Below are 21,764 nucleotides of genomic sequence, written 5' to 3'. Positions count from 1 at the left end.
GCGATCGGCAAGGTTGGTTCTCTCCGGATGGTTCGGGCGGTTCACAAGTCGAGACGCGAGCAGGGGGATCTCCACCAGCCCGCCGCGTCCTTCGCAGCACCGACCACCCACTGTAGCAAGTGTAGGCGGATCGCGACGCTCCGACCCGAGCGTGAAGTCGCGGGGGCATACCGCCCGATAACCCCCGCACCATCGGAAAATCCCCTTCCCGCGGCTGTGGCAGGATCGTGCGCATGACCGGACTGCACGACGCCCTCGACCGCCTCGCCACCGCCGCCGAACTCGACCGCGCCCCGGACGCGGCCGACCTGGAGTCCGTCCTCGCGAGCGGCGACGCCGAGCTGATGGACGTGGTCGCCGCCGCGGCGCGGCTCCGCTTCCGCCACTTCGGGAACACGGTCAAGCTGAACTACCTCGTCAACCTCAAGAGCGGCCTGTGCCCCGAGGACTGCAACTACTGCTCGCAGCGCCTGGGCTCGAAGGCCGACGTCCTCAAGTACACCTGGCTCAGCCCCGAGCAGGCCGCCGAGCAGGCGGCCGCGGGCGTCGCGGGCGGGGCCTCGCGGGTGTGCCTGGTCGCGAGCGGGCGCGGTCCGACCGATATGGACGTCGAGCGGGTCGGCAAGACCATCGCCGCCGTGAAGAACGCCGCGCCGGGGGTCGAGGTGTGCGCGTGCCTGGGGCTGCTCAAGGACGGCCAGGCCGAGCGGCTCGCCGACCTCGGCGCCGACGCGTACAACCACAACCTGAACACCTCCGAGGACACGTACGCGGAGATCTGCTCGACCCACACGTTCGCCGACCGCGTCGACACCGTCAACGCCGCCCACGGCGCGGGGCTCTCGCCGTGCTCGGGCCTCATCGCGGGGATGGGGGAGTCGGACGCCGACCTCGTCTCGGTCGCGCTGGGCCTGCGGGAGCTGGGGGTCGACTCGATCCCGGTGAACTTCCTGCTGCCCTTCGACGGCACGCCGATGGAGGCGACGTGGGACCTGGACCCGCGCCGGTGCCTGCGCATCCTCGCGATGGTCCGCCTCGCGAACCCCGCCGCGGAGGTCCGCCTCGCGGCCGGACGCGAGGTCCACCTGCGCACGCTCCAGGCGACCGCGCTGCAGATCGTCAACTCGATCTTCCTGGGCGACTACCTGACCAGCGAGGGCCAGGCCGCGAAGGACGACCTCGCGCTCATCGCCGACGCCGGGCTCGTCCCGCTCGGACTCGATGCCGCGCCGGAGGAGGTCCGCGAAGCGGTCAAGGTGCGCCGCCGCGGCGCCGGGACCGACGCCGCGCCCAACGCCTGACTCAGCGGGAGGCGCGACCGCGCGGCCGCAGCGCGAACCAGAGCGCGGCGCCCGCGGTCCGGCTCAGCCGAAGGCGGCGGTCGATTCGCGGACGACGAGTTCGGTCGCGAGTTCGAGTCGGGGGGAGTCGATCTCGTTGCCCGCGGCCATCTCCAGGACGGTGCGGGCCGCGAGGGCGCCCATCTCGGCGAGGGGCTGGCGGACGGTGGTCAGGGGCGGGGAGGTCCAGCGGGACTCGGGGAGGTCGTCGAAGCCGACGATGCTGACGTGCTCGGGGATGCGCAGGCCCGCCTGGCGGATCGCCTCGTAGGCGCCGAAGGCCATCTGGTCGGAGGAGGCGAAGATCGCCGACGGCGGGGTCTGCAGGCGCAGCAGGGCGTTGGCGCCGTCGAAGCCGGACTGGTGGTAGAAGTCCCCGTCGACGACCAGGTCCGAGTCGAACTCGATGCCAGCGGCCTCCAGGGCGGCGCGGTAGCCGTCGAAGCGGGCGCGCGAGCACAGGACCTGCTTGGGGCCGTGGATGAATCCGATCCGCCGGTGGCCCAGGGCGATCAGGTGCTCGGTGGCGGCCAGACCGCCCGCCCAGTTGGTGGCGCCGATCGCGGGGGCGTCCATCGTGGGCCCGCCCGAGGGGTCGAGGACCACCATCGGGACGCCGAGGTGGCGCAGCTGCTCCAGGATCGGCGAGGCGAGCTGCGAGACCACCAGGATGACGCCGTCGGAGGCGCGGGTGCGGAGGTTGTCCATCCACTGCTCGGTCGAGGCGCGCCTGCGGTGCACCGCGGAGACGACCGTGCCGACGCCGGCGGCGTGCGCCGCGTCCTCGACGCCGCGGATGATCTCCACGGCCCAGGGGCTGTCCAGCTCGTTGAAGACCAGGTCGACCAGGCGCGCGCGGCTCGGCGCGCGAGTGGAGCGGCGGCGCTGGTACCCGCGCTCGTTCAGCAGCTCTTCGACGCGTCGGCGGGTCTCGGGGGCGACGTCGGAGCGGCCGTTGATGACGCGCGACACCGTCGGCACGCTGACGCCGGCCTCGTCGGCGATGGCGCGGATGGTGATCCGCCCGTGTTCGGCTTCGCTCAAGGGTCTCCTCCAGGTCCTCTGCGCAATGGTTCGCTGCACATCCTATAGCGCGCCGACGCGGCTCCCGGAGACCGCCTGAAAGTTTCGGACTCAAAGCCTGAAACAAGGGGCTGGGCAAACGCATCCCAGCGTCAGATTGACGCTAGAACTGAGGCTTCATCAATGTTATGGTGTGCGAACCTGTATCGAAAACGATCAGAAAAGTTTCAGAAACTATCGGCCCGGAACCAGCCGCCAAGGCGCGCGCTGGGCCGCTTGAGTGGAGCAGCATGGACACCGACACCCCCGCGGAGACGGCCGAACGAGCCGCCGGGCTGGTCAAGCGGATGACCCTCGAAGAGAAGTGCGCGCAGCTGTCGAGCCTGTGGCACGGCGTCGAGGCCGACGCGGGGGACATGGCCCCCCACCAGAGCGAGCAGACCGGCGGCGCCGTCGCCGCCGAAGACCCCCTCGCCCACGGGCTCGGACAGGTCACCCGACCCTTCGGATCCGCCCGCGTCGACCCCGCCGAAGGCGCCGCCCGCCTCGCCGCCATCCAGCGCCGCGTCCGCGACACCAGCCGCTTCGGCATCGCCGCCGTCGCCCACGACGAGTGCCTCGCGGGCTTCATGGCCTACGGCGCCACCATCTTCCCGACCGCCCTCGCCTGGGGCGCGACCTTCGACCCCGCGCTCGTGAAGGCCGTGGCCCGCCAGATCGGCGACACCATGCGCTCGGCCGGCATCCACCAGGGACTCGCGCCCGTCCTCGACGTCGTCGCCGACTCCCGCTGGGGCCGCACCGAAGAGACCATCGGCGAGGACCCGTACCTCACCGGCGTCCTCGGCACCGCGTACGTCACCGGCCTCCAGGACGCCGGGCTCATCGCCACCGTCAAGCACTTCGCCGGGTACTCCGCCTCCCACGCCGCCCGCAACTTCGGCCCGGTCTACCTGGGCCCCAGGCAGTTCACCGAGACCTACCTGACGCCCTTCGAGATGGCCGTGCGCCTGGGCCGCGCCAAGTCCGTCATGCCCTCCTACGCCGCCAACGACGGCGTCCCCTCCCACGCCAACGTGCGCCTCCTCACCGGCATCCTCCGCGAGGAGTGGGGCTTCGAGGGCACCGTCGTCGGCGACTACTTCGGCGTCAACTTCCTCCACTCCCTGCACGGCATCGCGGGCGACCGCTCCGCCGCCGCCGCGGCCGCCCTCGGCGCGGGCGTCGACGTGGAGCTGCCCGGCGCCGACTGCTTCGGCGAGCCGCTGCGCAACGCCGTCGCCGACGGCCTCGTCGAAGAGAAGACCCTCGACCGCGCCGTCGAGCGCGTGCTCACCCAGAAGATCGAGCTCGGCCTGCTCGACGAGATCGCCGAACCGTCCGCCACGGTCGACTTCGACCCGCCCGAGGCCCGCGCGCTGGCGGCCGAGGTCGCCCGCAAGTCCGTGGTGCTCCTGTCGAACGACGGCACGCTCCCGCTGAAGGCGGCCCCCGCGCGCGTCGCGCTCGTCGGCCCCGTCGCCGACGACCCGGCCGCGTTCCTCGGCTGCTACTCGTTCCCCAACCACCACATGCGGTACGACGCCGAGAGCGGCGAGCGGTACCCGGCCGTCGACACCGGCGTCGCCATCGCGACGATCGCCGACCGGCTCGCCGCGGACCTGCCCGGCGCTGTGATCGAGCACATCGCCGGAGGCTGGGTCCGCGAGTCCACCGACGCCGAGATCGCCGCCGCCGCGAACGCCGCCGCGGCCGCCGACCTCGCCGTCGTCGCCGTCGGCGACCGCTCCAGCCTGTTCGGGCGCGGCACCTCCGGCGAGGGCTGCGACGCCCCCGACCACGCCCTGCCCGGCCGCCAGGCCGAGCTGCTCGAAGCGGTCCTCGACTCCGGCACGCCCACCGTGGTGGTCGTCGTCTCGGGCCGCCCGTACGCCCTCGGCACCGCCCCCGAGCGGGCCGCCGCGATCCTCCAGGCGTTCCTGCCCGGCGAGGAGGGCGCCGCCGCGATCACCGCGATCCTCACCGGCGCCGCCGAGCCCGAGGGCCGCCTGCCCGTGGGCGTCCCGGCCCGCCGCGACTCGCCGCCCGCGACCTACCTGGGCCCGCAGCTGGCCCGCCGCTCCGAGGTGTCCTCGGTGGACCCGACCGCCCGCTACTCCTTCGGGCACGGCCTCACCTACACCGAGTTCGCCTGGGACGAGCCGGAACTGCTCTCCTCCGCCGAGGTCGCCCCCGACGGCGTCGTCGAGGTGGCCGTGCGCGTCGCCAACACCGGCGAGCGCCGCGGCACCGAGGTCGTGCAGCTCTACCTCCACGACCCCGTCGCGAGCACCGTCCGCCCCGTGCAGCGCCTCGTGGGCTTCGCCCGCCTGGAGCTCGAAGCCGGGCAGGCCGCGCGGGCGCGCTTCGCCGTCCCCGCCGACCTCGCGGCGATCATCGGCCTCGACGGCCAGTGGACCGTGGAGGCCGGGGCGCTCGAACTGCGCCTCGCCCGCTCGGCCGCCGACACCGCTCCGTCGTTGACCGTGGAGGTCACCGGCGAGCGCCGCATCGAGCCCGGCACGAGGGCTCTGGAGACCCAGGTCACTGTCGAAACCGGCGTCGTCTAGTATTGTCCTGAACGCTGGAAAACGTTTACCGACTCTTCGTGCCAAAGGAGCCCCCTGTGTCCTCCACCCACCGCCTCGCCATCGTCGGCACCGGCGGGATCGCCAATCTGCACGCCGAAGAGCTCCGGAAACACGTTCCCGGACGCATCGAGCTCGTGGCGGCCGTCGACCCCGACGCCGCCCGGCTCGATGCGTTCAAGGACAAGTTCGGCCTCGACCGCGGCTACGCCACCATTGAGGAGCTGCTGGCGAACGAGGACCTCGACCTCGTCGACCTGTGCAGCCCGCCGGTGGCCCACGCGCCCGGCGCCATCGCGGCCCTCGCCGCGGGCGTCGGCGTCGTGTGCGAGAAGCCCCCGGCGCTGAGCCTGGAGGAGTTCGACCGGATCGCGGCGGCCGCGGCCGCCTCCAGCGCCGACTTCGCCGTGATCTCCCAGCACCGCTTCGGGTCCGCGGCCGAGCGGGTGCGCAACATGATGGCCTCCGGCGTCCTCGGCCGCCTCGCCGTCGCCAAGTGCGACACGCTCTGGTTCCGGCCCGAGGAGTACTTCGCGGTCGAGTGGCGCGGGCGCTGGGAGACCGAGGGCGGCGGCCCCACCATGGGCCACGGCATCCACCAGATCGACACGCTGCTGTCGATCGTGGGGCCCTGGTCCGAAGTGGTCGCCACCGCGCACCGGCACCGCCGCCGCACGAACACCGAGGACGTCTCGCACGCGATCGTCACCCTCGAATCCGGCGCCTCGGTGGTCATCACCAACTCGCTGCTGTCGCCGCGCGAGGTCTCCCAGATCCGCCTCGACTTCGACACGGCCACCGTCGAACTCGACCACCTCTACGGGTACGGCGACGACGACTGGCGGGTCCATCCGATCGAGTCCGCCGCCGACGAGGTCAACCAGGCCTGGGCCGGCGAGCCGCGCGGGCAGGCCTCCGGCCACGGCGCCCAGTTCAAGCGCATCGCCGACGCCCTCGACGGCAAGGCCACCCCGCCCGTCCCGGTCGAAGAGGCCCGCCGCACCCTCGAACTGCTCGCCGCGATCTACGCCTCGGCGTTCACGGGCAAGCGCGTCCGCGCCGGGGACATCGACCCGACCTCGCCCTTCTACCAGCGGATGAACGGCTCGGGCGCTCCCTGGGCCGACCTCAAGTGACGATGCGCCAGAAGCGACGATGCACCAGCACCAGAGCGGAGAGACACCGATGACGCTGCACCTCGACGACAGTGGGACCGCCCTCTCGATCACCACGGGCGACCTTGAGATCTTGCGCTACGTCTACCGGCCCGACAACGACCAGTTCGAGTCCCCCCGGCCCTACTTCGAGCCGCTACGCGACCTCGCCGGGCACCAGGTGAGCCTCTACCGGCCCCACGACCACGTGTGGCACAAGGGCATCGCTCTCTCGCTCCCCAACGCGGGCCCCGAGAACTTCTGGGGCGGGCGCACCTTCCGCCGCGGCCTCGGCTACGTCGACGAGCAGAACGACGGCGCCATGGTCCACCGGGAGTTCACCGAACTGACCGCGGACGCCAACGGCGTCAAAGCCGTCGAGCGCCTCGACTGGATCACCCAGGACGGCCGCCACTTCTTCTCCGAGACCCGCTCCTTCGCCGTGGGCGTCCTCGCCGACGACACCTGGGTCCTGTCCTTCACCACCGCGTTCACCAACGACACCGACGACACCGTCGTCATGGGCAGCCCCACCACCGAAGGCCGCGACAACGCCGGATACGGCGGCTTCTTCTGGCGCGGGCCCCGGTCCTTCACCGGCGGCCGCGTCTACACCGCCGACGGCGAAGGCGGCGACGAGCTCATGGGCGCACGCGGCGACTGGATGGCCTTCCGCGGCGCCCACGACTCCGTCGACGCCGCCTCCACCCTCGTCTTCACCGACCACCCCGACAACCCCGGCGCGCCCGTCAAGTGGTTCGTCCGCTCGAACCCGTTCGCCGCGGTCTGCCCCGCGCCGTTCTTCGACACCGAGCTGCCGATGGCCCCCGGCGACACCGTGACCCTGCGCCACGCCGTCGCGATCGTCAACGGCGACACCGGCGTCGACGGCGCCGCCAAGACCGCCGACCTCGCCGCCGCCGAACTCGCGAAGCTGGTGGCGGCATGAGCGGCTTCCCCGGCGGCACCGCCGTCTCCATCGTCACCGTCTACGACTGGCCCACCGTGGACGGCCAGGCCGGAGGCTCCCCGCACTTCCACACCGCCTCCACCGAGGGCTACGTCGTCACCGGCGGCACCGGCGCGGTCGAGACCCTGTCGAGCAACGGCTACGAACGCCGCGACCTCGCCCGCGGCACCGTCCTGTGGTTCACCCCCGGCACGGTCCACCGCCTCGTCAACCTCTCCGGGGACCTCCAGCTCGTCGTCGTCATGCAGAACGCCGGCATCCCCGAAGCCGGGGACGCCGTCTTCACCTTCCCCGACGAGGTCCTGAACGACCCCGAGGCCTACAACGCCGCCGCCACCGCGCCCGGCGCACCCGGCCTCACCCACGAGCAGCGCGGCGAGGCCACCCGCGCCCGCCGCGACCTCGCCATCGAGGGCTACCTCGCCCTGCGCGAGCGCGTCGAGAAGGAAGGTCCCGACGCCATGAAACCGGTGTGGGACCAGGCCGCCCGCATCGTCGCCGACCGCACCGCTACCTGGCGCCGCCTCTGGGCCGACGGGCCCAAGGCCCAGGCCGACGCCACCGGCGCCCACCTCGACGCCCTCGCGGGCGCCGACGCCGCCCACCTCTGCGACGCCCACGTCGCCTCCGCGGGCGACGCGGAAGGCAAGTGGGGCATGTGCGGCCGCCTCGAAACCTGGGACCTCCGCCCCTGACCGACGCCGACACCGGGCCGGGCGTTCACCATGTGAACTCCCGGCCCCACGCGTACGCCCCCGCAGCGTGTCGCTCCCGCTACGATTGCGGCTGGACACGAAGGAGCGCAGTTGGCCGAGCACAACCCGGCGGAACACGGGATCATGATCGACGCCCCCACCACCGCCGACCGCGACGACGCGGTCTGGATCGAACCCCTCGGCGACGGCCCCGGCCCCGAAACCGGCTTCGACGTCTGGATCCACATCGCCCGCGCCGCCGACCACGTGCGCACCGGCGGCCCCGCCGACACCGAGGCCCGCCGCCGCGTCCACACCCGCTACCGCGCCGACCACACCAGGCACATGCTCCCCGCACCCGTCGTCGAAGCCGCCTCCCTCACCCCCGACCGGCCCTGCGACACCTTCGCCGTCCACCTCCGCATCGACGCCGCCGGACGCGTCCTCGACGCCGAGCTCGGCCCCGGCCGCCTCACCCGCTCCTGGACCATGACCCACGCCGAGGCCGCCACCGCCTCCGGCGACCCCGCCCACCCGCTCCACGACACCCTCGCGCTCGCGCTCCGCTTCGCCCAGACCATGCTCGCCGCGCGCCGCAACGCCGGAGCCCTCGCGTTCTACGACCTCCTCTCCGGCTTCGCCACCAACGAAGAGGGCCAGATCGTGCGCCTCGACAGCGCCGAACGCAACTCCGGCTACATCATCGTGCAGGAGTTCATGATCGCCGCCAACGCGCAGATCGCCGCCTGGGCCGTGCGCGAGGACCTCCCCATCCTCTTCCGCAACCACCGCCTCGCCTCCGTCGCGGGCGACCCCGCCGAACTCCGCGGCGAACTCGACGACATCGCCGCCTCCGGCGACGGCGCGGCCTTCGAGATGCTCCGCACCCGCATGAAGATGGTCTCCCGCGCCGCCACCTACGGCCCCACCGTCCACGGCCACCACGGCCTCCAGCTCCCCGTCTACACCCACGCCACCAGCCCCATCCGCCGCTACCCCGACCTCGTCACACAGCGGATCCTCCTCGCCGCCGCCCTCGGGCACCCCAGCCCCTACAGCCCCGAGGAGCTCGCCGCCACCGCCGACCACGTCAACGAGCACCTCGACGCCGAGCGCCGCGCCAAAGCCGAGTTCTTCAAGCAGCGCGCCCACGCCGAGACCGCCCGCCAGATGGAGGCCGCCGACTTCGCGTCCCTGCCCTACAAGCAGTTCGCCCGCGTCCTCCAGTTCGCCGTCGAACGCGGCGAGGCCCCCGCCGGACTCGCCGACGAGACCGCCCGCCGCCTCGACGCCCGCGAACTCCAGCTCCGCGAGTTCGCCTCCGTCTACCTCTACGGCGGCCCCGACTTCCAGTCCCTGCGCGAGCGCCTGAACCGCCGCCTCGCCCGCGAGCCCCAGCAGGCCCAGTCCGTGCTCAACGTCTACCTCCAGGACCGCCTCGGCGGCCCCGTCAGCAACGAGGCGAACGTCCGCTGGACCGTCGAGGCCGAACCCGCCTACGAAGGCCCCCTCTTCGGCGCCCAGGTCGCCCTCGTCTTCGACGAGACCCGCGTCGAGTCCCCCAAACGCTTGCAGCGCAACAAGAAGGACGCCCGCAACCAGGCCGCGCTGGCGCTGGCCGCGCAGCTCGCGGGCCTGCCCGACCTCTCCTCCGACGCCGCCGCGAAGCCCCGCGCCGACGCGCCTCGCAAGCTCCTCGTGGACGCCGCCGTCAACCCGGCCGAGGCCGTCCAGATCTACGCCGCCCGCGGGGTCGTCGACGGCCTCTCCTGGGACTTCGAGGTCGACGGTCCCTCACACGAACGGGTGTTCACGTGCCGCGGCGAGGCGCTCCTGCGCTCCACCGGCGAGCACGTCGCCGCCGAGGGCCGCGGCCCGACCAAGCAGGCCGCGAAGACCGCCGCCTCGCTGGAGCTGCGGGTCGTCATCGAGGCCGGGCTCGCGCTCGGGGAGACCGGGTCCAGGAGCCCGGCCTAGAGCGCGCAGTAGGCGGGGCCACGCGCGCGAACGCACCGCGAAACGCGTTTCCCCCGCTAAGGCACAATGAACCCGTGCACATTCTCGACGATTTCGCATGGCGCGGCCTCATCCAGGACTCGACCGGTATCGACGCTCTCCGCGAGCACATCGACGCGGGCCAGGTGACGTTCTATATCGGCTTCGACCCGACCGCCCCGAGCCTGCACGTCGGCCACCTCATGCAGCTCATCACGGCCCGCAGGCTCCAGCGGGCGGGGCTGCGGCCGCTGCTGCTCGTCGGCGGCGCGACCGGCCAGATCGGCGACCCCCGCGAGGTCGGCGAGCGCGTCATGAACCCGCCGGAGGTCGTGGCGGGCTGGTTCGAGAAGATCCGCCGCCAGGTGGCGCCGTTCGTCACCTACGACGGCGAGAACGCCGCGATCCCGGTGAACAACCTCGACTGGACGGGGGAGATGGGGGCCATCGAGTTCCTCCGCGACGTCGGCAAGCACTTCCCGGTCTCGAAGATGCTCGCGCGCGACGTGGTGAAGAACCGCCTCGAATCCGGCATCTCCTTCACCGAGTTCGCGTACCAGCTGCTCCAGTCGAACGACTTCTTCGAGCTCAACCGCCGCTTCGGCTGCACCCTCCAGTTCGGAGGGTCGGATCAGTGGGGCAACATCACCGCGGGCGTCGACTTCATCCGGCGCCGCTCCGGCGCGCACGTCCACGCCTTCGTGAGCCCGCTCGTGACCAAGGCCGACGGCACCAAGTTCGGCAAGAGCGAGGGCGGCGCGGTCTGGCTCGACCCGGAGCTGACAAGCCCGTACGCGTTCTACCAGTTCTGGGTGAACTCCGGGGACGCCGACGTCGTCGACTACCTCAAGCGCTTCTCGTTCAAGTCGCACGAGGAGATCGCCGAGCTGGAGGCCGCCACGGCCGAGAAGCCCGCCGCGCGGCTCGCGCAGAAGGCCCTCGCCGAGGAGCTGACCACGCTGCTGCACGGCGCCGAGGAGACGCAGAACGTCGTCGCCGCCTCGCAGGCCCTGTTCGGCCGCGGCGAGCTCGCCGAGCTGCCGGAGGCGACGCTGCGCGCCGCGCTCGTGGAGGCCGGTCTCGCCGAGCTCCCGAAGCCCGATGTCACCGTCGCGGAGGCGATGAAGGAGGCGGGCGTCGTCGCGAGCCTCGGCGAGGCGCGCCGCGCGGCCAAGGAGGGCGGGGCGTACCTGAACAACATCCGGGTAACCGACGCCGAGGCGGTCATCGACCGCGCTGACCTGCTCCACGGCAAGTACGGAGTGATCCGGCGGGGTAAGAAGACCGTCGCCGGGGTCGAGGTCGTCGGCTAGGACCTACACTTGATTGGTTTTGTCGCGGTGAACAGAGGGGGAGACACAAGTGGCTGAAGACGGCCGCGCCCGCAAGGGTGGAGAAGACCGACGAGGCGGCTACGGCCGTCGCGAGGGCGGCGGCTACGGCGACCGTTCGGGCCGGGGCGGTGGCGACCGCCGCGACGACCGCGGGAACCGGGGCGGCTACGGCCGCAGTGAAGGCCGCGACGACCGCCCGCGGCGCTACGAGGACCGGGACGACCGGCCCCGCCGCTACGAAGGCAACCGCGACGACCGCCCGCGCCGCGACGACGACCGCGGGGGCTTCAACCGCGACGACCGCGGCCCGCGCCGCTACGACGGCGACCGGGGCGGGAACCGCGGCTTCAACCGCGACGACCGCGGTGGCAACCGCGGCGGCTACAACCGTGACGACCGCGGTCCCCGCCGCTACGAGGGGAACCGGGACGACCGTCCGCGCCGCTTCGACCGCGATGACCGCGGCGGCCAGCGCGGGGGCTTCAACCGCGACGACCGCGGTGGCAACCGCGGCGGGTTCAACCGCGACGACCGCGGCCCGCGCCGCTACGACGACGACCGTCCCCGCCGGTTCGAGAACCGCGACGACCGGGGCGGGAACCGCGGTTTCAACCGCGACGACCGCGGCGGCCAGCGCGGGGGCTTCAACCGCGACGACCGTGGTGGCAACCGCGGCGGCTTTAACCGCGATGACCGCGGCCCCCGCCGCTACGAAGGCAACCGCGACGACCGCGGTCCCCGCACGTTCGACCGGGACGAGCGTCCGCGCCGGTTCGAGAACCGCGACGACCGGGGCGGGAACCGCGGCTTCAACCGCGACGACCGCGGTGGCAACCGCGGCGGTTTCAACCGCGACGACCGGGGTCCCCGCCGCTACGAAGGCAACCGCGACGACCGCGGCGGCCGCAGCTTCCGCGATGACCGCGGCGGCAGCCGGGGCGGGTTCAACCGCGACGACCGCGGCCCGCGCCGCTACGACGACCGGGACCGGGACGACCGCTTCGGCCGCGACGGCAAGGAGCGCCGGGGCCGGGACAACCTGCGCCCCTTGGAGGAGCGCGAGGCCGGGCACGAGGGCCCGATCCGCATGGGCGAGTCCGACCAGGCCCCGGACCTGCCCGAGGGCGTCGAGTACGGCTTCGACCAGCTCGACAAGGAGACCAAGGAAGGCCTCCGCAGCCTGAACAAGCAGCTCGCCGAGGCCGTCGGCAACCGGCTCATCGCCGCCGCCGCGCTCCTCGCCGAGGACGACGTCCAGGGCGCCCTGGAGCAGGCCCGCTACGCCCGCCGCAAGGCGTCCCGCGTGGCGATCGTGCGCGAGGTGACCGGTGTGGCCGCGTACGGCGCCGAGGAGTGGCAGCTGGCCGTCAACGAGCTGCGCGCCGCGCAGCGCCTGGGCGGCACCCACGACCACGTGGCCCTCATCGCCGACTGCGAACGCGCCCTCGGGCACCCCGAGCGCGCGATCGACCTGTACCGCGAGTTCGGCAGCGACGAGAGCGTCGACCCGGAGGTCCGGGTCGAGCTGCTGATCGTCGCCTCCGGCGCCCGCCGTGACATGGGCATGGGCGAGGCCGCGACCGCGATGCTCAAGGTCGGGGCGCTCAACTCGCCGAAGGCCGAGCCATGGGTGGCCCGTCTGCGCTACGCGTACGCCGAGGGCCTCCTGGCCGACGGCCGCGAGGACGAGGCCCGCGAGTGGCTGTCCAAGGCCGTCGCCGCCGACGAGGAGGGCGAGACCGGCGCCGCCGAGCGCCTCCTCCAGTTGGAGGGCATCGACTTCGAGGAGCTCGAAGACGACGAGGACGACGACGAGTTCGATGACGACGACCTCGATGATGAGGACGACGACGAGGACGACGACCGCGACCGCGACGACGACTACGACGACGAAGACGACTTCGAGGACGAGGACGACGACGTCGAGTACGACGACGAGGAAGACGACGACCTCGACGAAGGCGACGAGGACGACGACGAGGACCGCGAGTCCGAGGCCCCGCGCGCGGCGCAGGAGCCGTCCGGGCCGGCGGCCGAGCAGGCGAACCCCGACGCTGAGGAGTCCGATGACCCGACTGAAAGGCGCCCCTGAGGCACTGGCGAGCGCCTACGACCTGGCGCTGCTCGACCTCGACGGCGTCGTGTACCTGCTGCACGAGCCGATCCCGGAGGCGGCCGCAACCCTCGCGGCCCTTCCGGGGCTCGACTGCGACCCGGTGTTCGTCACGAACAACGCCTCGCGCAGTCCCGAGACGGTGGCGGAGTCCCTGCGCGGCATGGACATCCCCGCCGAGGCCGCCCAGGTGCTCACCTCCGCGCAGGTGGTGGCCTCGGGCATCCTCGACCGGATCGGCAAGGGCGGCAAGGTCCTCGTGACCGGCTCGCAGGCGCTGCGCGACGCGGTGACCGGCGCCGGGCTCGTCCCGGTCGACGACCCGAAGGCCGCCGCGGCGGTGGCCTTCGGGTACACGCCGCAGACCTCGTGGCGCTCCCTCGCGGACACCACGATCGCGGTCCGCGGCGGCGCGTTCTGGGCCGTGGCGAACCTCGACGCGACACTCCCCACTCCGGACGGTCCGCTGCCCGGCATGGGCGCGCTCGTGGGCGCGGTGGCGACCGCGCTCGGGCACGGCCCCGACTTCACGGCGGGCAAGCCCGAGCAGCCGATCTACCGGATCGCCATGGCGCGCAAGCCGGGCGGCCGGGCGATCATGGTCGGCGACCGTCCCGACTCCGACATCGCGGGCGCCAACCGCGCCGGGATCGACTCGCTCCTGGTGTTCACGGGCGTGGCCTCGCCGCGACTGGCGCTGGGCCTGCCGCCGCAGGAGCGGCCGACGTACCTCGGCTGGAGCCTCGCGGCGCTGACCGAGCCGCACCCGGAGCCGGACTGGAACGAGGCCGTCGACCGGATCGACTGCGGCGGTTGGACGGCCGAGCTCGACGGGCCCGACATCCGCTTCAGCGGGCAGGGCGAGGAGTTGGACGGCTGGCGCGCGCTGTGCGAGTTGAGCTGGGCCGCAGCGGACATGAACGGGTACGACCCGTCGCGTCCGCCCGTCCCGGTCGGTCCGGCCGCCGAGAAGCTGCTGGCGGCCTGACCGGTCCCGTTCCCAGGCAAGCGGAAAGCCCGGACTGCCGCGGTCCGGGCTTCGTCATGTCGTGCGGGTGAAGGGGCCTCGGGGGCTTATTCGACCTTGAGGGCCTTGCGCAGCTTGGCGAGGTCCTTCACGGACGCCTTGATCTTGACCTTGCCGGTCAGGAACGCCTTGGCGGGCTTGAGTTCCTTCTTGGACAGGGCGATGAGGTCGTCCGAGCCGATGATGATCCGGACCTCGGCGTCGGCGGCGTCGCCGTCGAGCAGGTCGGTCAGCTTGCCGCCGGAGAGCTTGGCGCTGAACGCCTGGCCCAGGTCGGTGACCTCGACGGCCAGCGTGCGTTCGAAGTCGTCTTCAAGGTTGAGCTCGTCGGACTTCTTGGCGACCTTGCCCGCCATCTTCTCCAACACGTTGCGGACTTCGTCAACAGTGGCCATGCGGTCCTCCCGATAGTGCATACGAAGCTCGACCCGCTCGTCTGCGAGGTCGGCTGCGCAGAGATTACAACGTGGCCTGAATGCTGTTGCGTCCGACCGGGAGGCATTTGCCCGTCCGCGGGCCGCAGGGGCCGGGGCGGGCCTCACGGCCCGCGCCCGCGCACCCTACGCCGCAATCCCGGCGCCAAGGGCCCCTACAGGACCTGGCGGAGCTTCATCAGGTCCATCATGGGAGCCTTGATCTTCACCTGGCCCCCGGTGAACGCCTTCATGAAGTCGAGCTCGCCCGCGACGAGCTTGAGCAGGTCGTCGGAGCCGACGATCATGCGGATCTCGGCGTCGGGGTTGTCGCCGTCGACGATGTCGACGAGCTTGCCCCCGTCGAAGCGGCCGTTGAAGGAGACGGACAGGTCCTTGATGTCCGCCGCGAGGCTCCGCTGGAACCCGGTGAGCTTCTTGACCGTCTTCGGGTTCGAAGCGAGGTTGTCCGCGAACTGCTCCAGGGCGGTCCGGCATTCGTCGATGGTGGCCATGTGGCCCTCCTGTTCGATCGGCGCGGGCGCGGCTGTGCGCCCACGAGTATGTTACCGACCAGTACGACGCGTCGGTCGCGACCGGTCACCGGTAGCTTGGCAGTACCGTTGACGGGACAGGACCCCGTCCCGGGAAACCAGACCCCGAAAGGAGTGGGACCATGGCCGACACCGCCCGCGCCTACTTCGACACCGTCTTCGGCATGGCCGGCGAGCCCGCCCGCCGCGCCCGCGAGTTCGCCGGCAAGGTCCGCGAGGACCTGCGCGCCGGCTCCGAGAGCGCCCGCTCCGGCGCCCAGCGGCTCCGCGAGCACGGCGGCCGCACCGCCCACGACGTCAGGCGCCTCATCCGCGCCGAGCTCGACAACGGCCTCACCCGCATGGGCGTCGCCACCCAGGCCGACCTCGACGACCTCAACCTGCGCCTGGAGCACTCCGAGGAGCAGATCCGCGAGCTGCGCGTGCGCCTCGCCGAGGCCGAAGCGCGCGCCGCCGCCCCCAAGCCCGCCCCCTCGCAGACCGGCAGCGACGACGAAGGGGACGCATGACCGACGCACCGAACCCGGGGGCCCTCGCGGCCCGCCTCCAAGGCGACGCCGACGACGTCGAGGCCGAGGTCGAAGAGGCCCTCGGCAGCCTCGAAGCGCTGGAGGACCTGCCCGTCACCGAGCACGTCGCGGTCTTCGAAGGCGTCCAGCAGCGCCTCTCCGAGATCCTCAGCAACGTCGACGACGCCTGACCCGAACACGTTAGAAAGCCACCGACCGCGCCATGCCGACGCGCTACCGACTCGACGCCGAACTCGTGCGCCGCAAGATCGCCCGCTCCCGCGAGCACGCCCGCGAACTCATCGCCGACGGCCGCATCCACCTGCGCGGCATCCCGGCCACCAAGGCCGCCACCTCCGTCACCGGCGACGACTCGATCCGCCTCGTCGGCGACGCCGACGACTACGTCTCCCGCGGCGCCCACAAGCTCATCGGCGCCCTCGACGCGTTCGGCGTCGACCCCGCCGGCCTGCGCGTCCTCGACGCGGGCGCCTCCACCGGCGGCTTCACCGACGTCCTCCTGCGCCGCGGCGCCGCCGAAGTGCTCGCCGTCGACGTCGGCTACGGCCAGCTCGCCTGGAAGCTCCAGACCGACGAGCGCGTCACCGTGCACGACCGCACCAACGTCCGCCACCTCACGCCCGAGCAGCTCGGCGGCCAAGTGGACCTCACCGTCGGCGACCTCTCGTTCATCTCCCTCGGGCTCGTCCTGCCCGCGCTCGCCGCCTGCACCAAGCCCACCGGGCTCATCCTCCCGATGGTCAAGCCCCAGTTCGAGGTCGGCAAGGGCCAGGTCGGCGCGGGCGGCGTCGTCGCCGACCCCGCGCAGCGCGCCGACGCCGTCTGGAACGTCATAGAGACCGCGCAGGGCCTCGGCTGGACCACCACCGCCGTCGCCGCGAGCCCCCTCCCCGGCCCCAAGGGCAACGTGGAGTTCTTCTGCCGCATGCAGACCGGCGGCGAACCCGTCGCCCGCGAGACCGTGGACGCCGTGGTCGCCGCCGGACCGCCCGCCAAGTGAGATCCGCGGCGACGATCGCCTCCGGGCGCGTCGGCTCCCGGTGTACAGTTCGAGGCCCTGGAACCGTCTGTGAAGGAGCGCGCGTGGGGTCGCAGCAGAAGCCCGGCCGCGTGCTGGTCGTGACGCACCCGCTCCGCGAGGACGTCGCCGAGCTCGCCGAGAAGCTGGCCGCCGCCCTCCGCTCCGCCGACGTGGCGGTCCGCATCATCACCGGCGAGGTCCGCTCCCTCCTCCACCCCGACGCCCTCCTGGTCGTCGAACCGGGAGGCGAGGAGGCCGCCGCGACCGCCGACCTCGTGCTCGCCCTGGGCGGCGACGGCACGGTCCTGCGCTCGGCCAAGCTCGCCGCCGAGGCCGACGTGCCGCTCCTGGGCGTCAACTTCGGCAAGGTCGGCTTCCTCGCCGAAGCCGAGACCGGCGAGCTGGAGACCGTCGTCTCCCGCCTCCTGGACGGCGACTACGGCGTCGAGGAGCGCACCGCGCTGGCGGTCGAGGCGACCGGCACCGACGGCGAGCTGCACCGCTCATGGGCGTTCAACGACATCGCCGTGGAGAAGGCCGAGCCCGCGCGGATGCTCGAACTGTTCATCGAGATCGACGGGACCCGCATCTCCCGCTATGGGTGCGACGGCGTTGCGGTCGCGTCCCCGACCGGCTCGACGGCGCACGCGATGTCCGCGGGCGGCCCGGTGGTCTGGCCCGATGTGGACGCCCTGGTGGTCGTCCCCATGAACGCGCACGCGCTGTTCGCCAAGCCGATGGTCGTGCACTCCTCTTCGGAGATCCGCATCGGCGTGGAGTCGGTCGGCACCGAGGGCGCGCTCATCGCCGACGGCAAGGAGCTCACCCGCCTGACGGCCGGATCGACGGTGACCATCCGCCGCTCGGCCCGCCCGGTGCGCCTGGTGCGCATGTCCGGCCAGCCGTTCGCCTCGCGCCTCGTCTCGAAACTCTCTCTGCCCGTTGACGGTTGGCGTCACGGGCGAATCTAGCTCGCAACGAGCGCCTCTCCACCGCCCGATGTCGGTCCGTGCGGGTACAGTCTTGAACTGTGTTGGAGGAGCTTCGCATCCAGAACCTGGGCGTGATCGCTGACGCCACCCTGCCGCTCGATCCCGGTCTGACCTGCATCACCGGTGAGACCGGCGCCGGCAAGACCATGGTCGTCGCCGGTCTGGGTCTGCTGTTCGGCGGCCGCGCCTCCCGCGCCCCCCTCGGCGCGGACCGCGCCCTTGTGGAGGGCCGCTTCGCCGTGGGCGAGGCCGCGCTCGAACTGCGCGAACGCGCCATCGAGGCCGGCGCCGACCTGGAGGACGGCGAGCTGCTCCTGGCCCGCTCGGTCTCCAACGAGGGCCGTTCGAAGGCCTGGGTCGGCGGCCGCTCCGCACCCGTCGGCGTTCTCGCCGAACTCGGGGAGCTCGCCATCTCGGTCCACGGCCAGTCCGACCAGATGCGCCTGCTCCAGCCCGCCGAGCAGCGCGCCGCACTCGACCGCTTCGCCGGGGCCGACCACGGCAAGCTCCTCGACGCCTACCGCACCGCGTTCCACGAGCTGGGCGCGTGCGCGGCCGAGCTGTCGCGCCTGCGCACCAGCGCCCGCGAGATGGCCCGCGAGGCCGACATGCTCCGCCTGGGCCTCGACGAGATCACCGCCGTCGACCCGCAGGAAGGCGAGGAGGCCGACCTCGCCGAGGAGGCGCTGCGCCTGGAGAACGCCGAGGCCCTGCGCCTGGCCGCCGCCACCGCGCACGGCGCGATCACCGGCGACCCGACCACCGGCGAAGGCGGCGCCACCGACACCGTCGGGGCCGCCGCGCGCGCCCTGGAGCACGACGCGCACTCCGACCCCAAGCTCGCCGAGTTCGCCGAGCGGCTCGCCGAAGCCGGTGCGCTCCTTGCGGAAGCGGCCGTGGACCTCTCGTCCTACCTCGACGACCTCTCGGCCGACCCGCGGCGCCTGGAGGAGATCTACCAGCGCCAGGCCGCCTTGAAGACCCTGTACCGCAAGTACGCCGAGGACCTTCCCGGCGTGCTCGCGTGGGCCGACAACGCGAGCAAGCGCCTCGGGGAGCTCGACGTCTCGGACGAGCGCGTCGCCGAGCTGGAGTCCCAGCACGCCGAGCTGACCGCCCGCGCCGCCGACCTCGCCACGCAGCTGCGCGCCTCCCGCCGCGCCGCAGCCGAGCGGTTCTCCACCGCCGTCTCCGCCGAGCTCAAGGGCCTGGCGATGCCGCACGCGGAGGTCGTGGCCGCGGTCGAGGCCCGTCCGGCCGGGCGCGGCAGCGTCGACCTCGTCGTGGACACCACGATCTCCGGCGCGTCCGAGGACGGCGCCGACGAGGTCGAGCTGCTCCTGCGCCCCCACCCCGGCGCCCAGCCCGCCGCCCTCCACAAGGGCGCGTCCGGCGGCGAGCTGTCCCGTGTGATGCTCGCCATTGAAGTCGTGTTCGCGGAGATCGGCGGCCCGCCGGTCCTCGTGTTCGACGAGGTCGACGCAGGCGTCGGCGGCGGCGCGGCCATCGAGATCGGCCGCTGCCTCGCCAAGCTCGCCCGCCGCCACCAGGTCCTCGTCGTCACCCACCTGCCGCAGGTCGCCGCGTTCGCCGACCGCCACCTCGTCGTGTCCAAGGACACGTCGGGCGCAGTCACGGTCTCCGGCGTGCGCGTCGTCGACGACGCCGCCCGCGCGCGTGAGCTTGCTCGCATGCTCGCCGGGATGCCCGACTCCCACCTGGGCGTCGCGCACGCGGAGGAGCTGCTGGCCGAAGCCGCGAAGATGAAGTCATAGGGCGGTCCTTACCGCCATCGAGCGGCGCGCCGCAGCATGAGGCGTGGCCGCAGGATGGCATGATGATGCACGATGCGTGTACCTAGCTTGCGTTTGCCCGGGCGGAACCAGGAGGGCGAGCCCTCCGAGGGCCGGCTCGTCGGCACCGCCCGCCTCGACCGCCGCACGAAGCGGCTCTGCGGTCGCCTCGAACCCGGCGACATCGCGGTGATCGACCACGTCGACCTCGACCGGGTCGCCGCCGACACCCTCGTCGGGACCGACGTGGCCGTGGTCGTCAACGCCGCCAAGTCGATCTCCGGCCGCTACCCGAACCTCGGCCCCGAGGTCCTCGTCAAGGCCGGGATCGTCCTCATCGACGGCGTCGGCGACGAGATCTTCGACAAGGTCCGCGAAGGCAAGACCGTCGCCGTCGAGGACGGCAAGGTCTACCTCGGCACCGAACTGGTCGCCGAGGGCGCCGTGCAGACCGCCGACACCGTGGCCGCCGACATGGAGGCCGCGAAAGAGGGCCTGTCGATCCAGTTGGAGGCGTTCGCCGCCAACACCATGGAGTACCTCAAGCGCGAGCGGGACCTCCTCCTCGACGGCGTCGGCGTCCCCGAGGTGAAGACCTCCTTCAACGGCCGCCACGCGCTCATCGTCATCCGCGGCTACAACTACAAGGAGGACATCGACGTCCTCCGGCCGTACATCCGCGAGTTCAAGCCCGTGCTCGTCGGCGTCGACGGCGGCGCGGACGCGCTCCTCGAAGCCGGGTACACGCCCGACATGATCGTCGGCGACATGGACTCCGTGTCCGACGACGCCCTGCGCTGCGGTGCCGAGATCGTCGTCCACGCCTACGCCGACGGCCGCGCGCCCGGCATGGAGCGCATGGACAAGCTCGGCGTCCCCGCGATCCCGTTCCCGGCGGCCGCCACCTCCGAGGACATCGCGATGCTCATGGCCGACGAGAAGGGCGCGGAGCTCATCTGCGCCGTGGGCACCCACGTCACCATGGTCGAGTTCCTCGACAAGGGCCGCGGGGGCATGGCCTCGACGTTCCTGACGCGCCTGCGCGTGGGCGGCAAGCTCGTCGACGCCAAGGGCGTCTCGCGCCTGTACCGCCAGGACATGTCGGTCTCCGCGCTCCTGCTGCTCATCGTCTCCGGCCTCGCCGCCATGGCCACCGCCGTCGCCATCTCCACCGTCGGCCGCTCCTTCGTGGACGTCATCGCCGACTGGTGGGACGGGCTGCTCTTCCAGATCCAAAGGCTGTTCTCGTGATCAACTTCCGGTACCACCTGGTGAGCCTCACCGCGGTGTTCCTCGCCCTCACCGTCGGCCTCATCCTCGGCACCGCCGCCCTCAACGGCCCCGCCATGGAGGCGCTGGAGACCACCAGCCAGGGCCTGCGCGACTCCAACGAGCAGCTGCGCGCCCAGGTCCAGGAGCTGGAGGACCAGCTCGGCGAGGAGCAGGAGTTCGCCGCCGAGATCGCCCCCGCCTACCTCGCCGGGAAGCTCACCGGGAAGAACATCCTCGTCGTGGCCCTGCCCGGCGCCGACACCGCCGCCGTCGACGGCACGGTCGAGATGCTCGGCTACGCGGGCGCCACGGTCTCGGGCCGCCTCTCGGTGCTCGACGACTTCTTCGACCCGAACAACGCCGACCAGCTCGTCGACCTCGTCGACACCACCACCCCCGCCACGGTCCAGACCCCCGTCACCTACGACGGCGTCCAGGCCATGAGCTACGTCCTCGCCGCCGTCACCACCGGCAAGGCCGCCGGGACCGCCGTCGAGATCACCCCCGGCGACATCACCAAGGTCACCACCGCCCTGACCGACATGTCGATGCTCACCGTCGAGACCACGCCGACCGGCCTCGCCGACGGCGTCATCGTCCTCGCCGGCGCCGGGGCCACCGACTCCGACGCCGACCAGCGCAACACCGGCATGGTCACGATCACCAACGAGTACGCCGCCGACGGCCCCACCCTCTACGGCGCCATGACCTCTACCGGCGACGGCAACCCGATCAACGTGCTGCGCACCGACAGCGCCGAGACCGTCGCGACCGTCGACAACGTCGCCTTCACCCAGGGCCAGATCGCCACGGTCGCCGCGCTCGCCGAATTCGTCAACGCGGGCACCGTGGACCACCTCGGCATCGGGGAGGGCGCTTCGGCCCTGCTTCCCGACGCGGCCTAGTATCGC

At 72.5% G+C, this 21,764-nt stretch carries 19 protein-coding genes; 16 read left to right on the top strand and 3 right to left on the bottom strand.

The features are described 5' to 3' along the window. The first annotated feature begins 233 nt into the window (after positions 1-233). Positions 234-1,301 carry a biotin synthase BioB gene (gene bioB, locus WA640_RS14300; RefSeq protein ID WP_335988447.1) on the top strand — a complete coding sequence of 356 codons (1,068 nt, stop codon included), beginning with the start codon at positions 234-236 and terminating at the stop codon, positions 1,299-1,301. A gap of 63 nt (positions 1,302-1,364) precedes the next feature. On the opposite strand, the gene WA640_RS14295 is transcribed toward bioB, so the two are convergent. Continuing rightward, on the bottom strand, positions 1,365-2,384 hold the full coding sequence (locus WA640_RS14295) for a LacI family DNA-binding transcriptional regulator (protein ID WP_335988446.1): 1,020 nt from the start codon (positions 2,382-2,384) through the stop codon (positions 1,365-1,367). 269 nt (positions 2,385-2,653) lie between these two features. Here WA640_RS14295 and WA640_RS14290 point away from each other — a divergent pair, with 269 nt between their 5' ends. The 8 genes from WA640_RS14290 (at position 2,654) to WA640_RS14255 (ending at position 14,239) form a co-directional block, all read left to right on the top strand. Further along, entirely contained in the window at positions 2,654-4,972 is a 2,319-nt protein-coding gene (locus WA640_RS14290; protein ID WP_335988444.1) for a beta-glucosidase family protein, read from the top strand. Between the two features lie 56 nt (positions 4,973-5,028). After that, complete coding sequence (locus WA640_RS14285) at positions 5,029-6,126, top strand: Gfo/Idh/MocA family protein (protein ID WP_335988442.1); 1,098 nt, start codon at positions 5,029-5,031, stop codon at positions 6,124-6,126. Positions 6,127-6,175: 49 nt separating this feature from the next. Then, the gene (locus tag WA640_RS14280; RefSeq protein ID WP_335988439.1) at positions 6,176-7,093 is read left to right on the top strand and encodes a PmoA family protein; all 918 of its coding nucleotides are present in this window, start codon (positions 6,176-6,178) and stop codon (positions 7,091-7,093) included. Further along, complete coding sequence (locus WA640_RS14275; protein ID WP_335988437.1) at positions 7,090-7,809, top strand: cupin domain-containing protein; 720 nt, start codon at positions 7,090-7,092, stop codon at positions 7,807-7,809. The genes WA640_RS14280 and WA640_RS14275 overlap by 4 nt, the downstream gene beginning before the upstream one ends. 111 nt (positions 7,810-7,920) lie before the next feature. After that, on the top strand, positions 7,921-9,786 hold the full coding sequence (locus WA640_RS14270) for an RNB domain-containing ribonuclease (RefSeq protein WP_335988435.1): 1,866 nt from the start codon (positions 7,921-7,923) through the stop codon (positions 9,784-9,786). 74 nt (positions 9,787-9,860) lie between these two features. Beyond that, positions 9,861-11,117, top strand: coding sequence for a tyrosine--tRNA ligase (gene tyrS, locus WA640_RS14265; RefSeq protein WP_335988433.1), 1,257 nt, complete (start codon positions 9,861-9,863; stop codon positions 11,115-11,117). A 49-nt stretch (positions 11,118-11,166) separates the two neighbouring features. After that, entirely contained in the window at positions 11,167-13,230 is a 2,064-nt protein-coding gene (locus WA640_RS14260; protein ID WP_335988431.1) for a hypothetical protein, read from the top strand. Continuing rightward, the gene (locus WA640_RS14255) at positions 13,205-14,239 is read left to right on the top strand and encodes an HAD-IIA family hydrolase (RefSeq protein ID WP_181245840.1); all 1,035 of its coding nucleotides are present in this window, start codon (positions 13,205-13,207) and stop codon (positions 14,237-14,239) included. The genes WA640_RS14260 and WA640_RS14255 overlap by 26 nt, the downstream gene beginning before the upstream one ends. An 86-nt stretch (positions 14,240-14,325) precedes the next feature. Here WA640_RS14255 and WA640_RS14250 read toward each other — a convergent pair whose 3' ends face one another. Both WA640_RS14250 and WA640_RS14245 read right to left on the bottom strand, forming a co-directional pair. Next, complete coding sequence (locus tag WA640_RS14250) at positions 14,326-14,673, bottom strand: SCP2 sterol-binding domain-containing protein (protein ID WP_181245839.1); 348 nt, start codon at positions 14,671-14,673, stop codon at positions 14,326-14,328. A gap of 194 nt (positions 14,674-14,867) precedes the next feature. Beyond that, positions 14,868-15,206 carry an SCP2 sterol-binding domain-containing protein gene (locus WA640_RS14245; protein WP_106365231.1) on the bottom strand — a complete coding sequence of 113 codons (339 nt, stop codon included), beginning with the start codon at positions 15,204-15,206 and terminating at the stop codon, positions 14,868-14,870. Between the two features lie 161 nt (positions 15,207-15,367). On the opposite strand from WA640_RS14245, the gene WA640_RS14240 reads away from it, so the two are divergent. The 7 genes from WA640_RS14240 to WA640_RS14210 all read left to right on the top strand — a co-directional run bounded on the left by WA640_RS14240 (position 15,368) and on the right by WA640_RS14210 (position 21,758). Continuing rightward, entirely contained in the window at positions 15,368-15,754 is a 387-nt protein-coding gene (locus WA640_RS14240) for a hypothetical protein (RefSeq protein WP_335988428.1), read from the top strand. Continuing rightward, positions 15,751-15,945: a hypothetical protein gene (locus tag WA640_RS14235; protein WP_335988427.1), complete on the top strand. Its 195-nt coding sequence runs from the start codon at positions 15,751-15,753 to the stop codon at positions 15,943-15,945. Before WA640_RS14240 ends, WA640_RS14235 begins: the two co-directional genes overlap by 4 nt. 32 nt (positions 15,946-15,977) lie before the next feature. Beyond that, positions 15,978-16,775 (top strand): TlyA family RNA methyltransferase, encoded by a 798-nt coding sequence (locus WA640_RS14230; RefSeq protein WP_335988425.1) that lies wholly within the window; start codon positions 15,978-15,980, stop codon positions 16,773-16,775. A gap of 83 nt (positions 16,776-16,858) precedes the next feature. Beyond that, on the top strand, positions 16,859-17,767 hold the full coding sequence (locus WA640_RS14225; RefSeq protein ID WP_335988424.1) for an NAD kinase: 909 nt from the start codon (positions 16,859-16,861) through the stop codon (positions 17,765-17,767). 59 nt (positions 17,768-17,826) lie between these two features. Then, complete coding sequence (gene recN / locus WA640_RS14220) at positions 17,827-19,563, top strand: DNA repair protein RecN (protein WP_106365226.1); 1,737 nt, start codon at positions 17,827-17,829, stop codon at positions 19,561-19,563. 72 nt (positions 19,564-19,635) lie between these two features. Continuing rightward, the gene (gene steA / locus WA640_RS14215) at positions 19,636-20,832 is read left to right on the top strand and encodes a putative cytokinetic ring protein SteA (protein ID WP_106365225.1); all 1,197 of its coding nucleotides are present in this window, start codon (positions 19,636-19,638) and stop codon (positions 20,830-20,832) included. Then, the gene (locus WA640_RS14210) at positions 20,829-21,758 is read left to right on the top strand and encodes a copper transporter (protein ID WP_181245838.1); all 930 of its coding nucleotides are present in this window, start codon (positions 20,829-20,831) and stop codon (positions 21,756-21,758) included. The genes steA and WA640_RS14210 overlap by 4 nt, the downstream gene beginning before the upstream one ends. The last annotated feature ends 6 nt before the right edge of the window (positions 21,759-21,764 follow it).

This window comes from Glycomyces sp. MUSA5-2, assembly GCF_037034145.1.
GTDB lineage: Bacteria > Actinomycetota > Actinomycetes > Mycobacteriales > Micromonosporaceae > Glycomyces > Glycomyces artemisiae.
Note: the sequence above shows the minus strand (reverse complement) of the source record. Positions and strands in the feature narration are given on the sequence as shown.

Excerpts from the sequence above, each read along its gene's own strand:
- WA640_RS14240 (WP_335988428.1), top strand. The coding sequence starts at position 15,368 with ATGGCCGACACCGCCCGCGCCTACTTCGACACCGTCTTCGGCATGGCC.
- steA (WP_106365225.1), top strand. The coding sequence starts at position 19,636 with ATGCGTGTACCTAGCTTGCGTTTGCCCGGGCGGAACCAGGAGGGCGAG.
- WA640_RS14250 (WP_181245839.1), bottom strand. The coding sequence starts at position 14,673 with ATGGCCACTGTTGACGAAGTCCGCAACGTGTTGGAGAAGATGGCGGGC.
- WA640_RS14235 (WP_335988427.1), top strand. The coding sequence starts at position 15,751 with ATGACCGACGCACCGAACCCGGGGGCCCTCGCGGCCCGCCTCCAAGGC.
- bioB (WP_335988447.1), top strand. The coding sequence starts at position 234 with ATGACCGGACTGCACGACGCCCTCGACCGCCTCGCCACCGCCGCCGAA.
- WA640_RS14245 (WP_106365231.1), bottom strand. The coding sequence starts at position 15,206 with ATGGCCACCATCGACGAATGCCGGACCGCCCTGGAGCAGTTCGCGGAC.
- WA640_RS14230 (WP_335988425.1), top strand. The coding sequence starts at position 15,978 with ATGCCGACGCGCTACCGACTCGACGCCGAACTCGTGCGCCGCAAGATC.
- WA640_RS14290 (WP_335988444.1), top strand. The coding sequence starts at position 2,654 with ATGGACACCGACACCCCCGCGGAGACGGCCGAACGAGCCGCCGGGCTG.
- WA640_RS14275 (WP_335988437.1), top strand. The coding sequence starts at position 7,090 with ATGAGCGGCTTCCCCGGCGGCACCGCCGTCTCCATCGTCACCGTCTAC.
- WA640_RS14280 (WP_335988439.1), top strand. The coding sequence starts at position 6,176 with ATGACGCTGCACCTCGACGACAGTGGGACCGCCCTCTCGATCACCACG.
- WA640_RS14255 (WP_181245840.1), top strand. The coding sequence starts at position 13,205 with ATGACCCGACTGAAAGGCGCCCCTGAGGCACTGGCGAGCGCCTACGAC.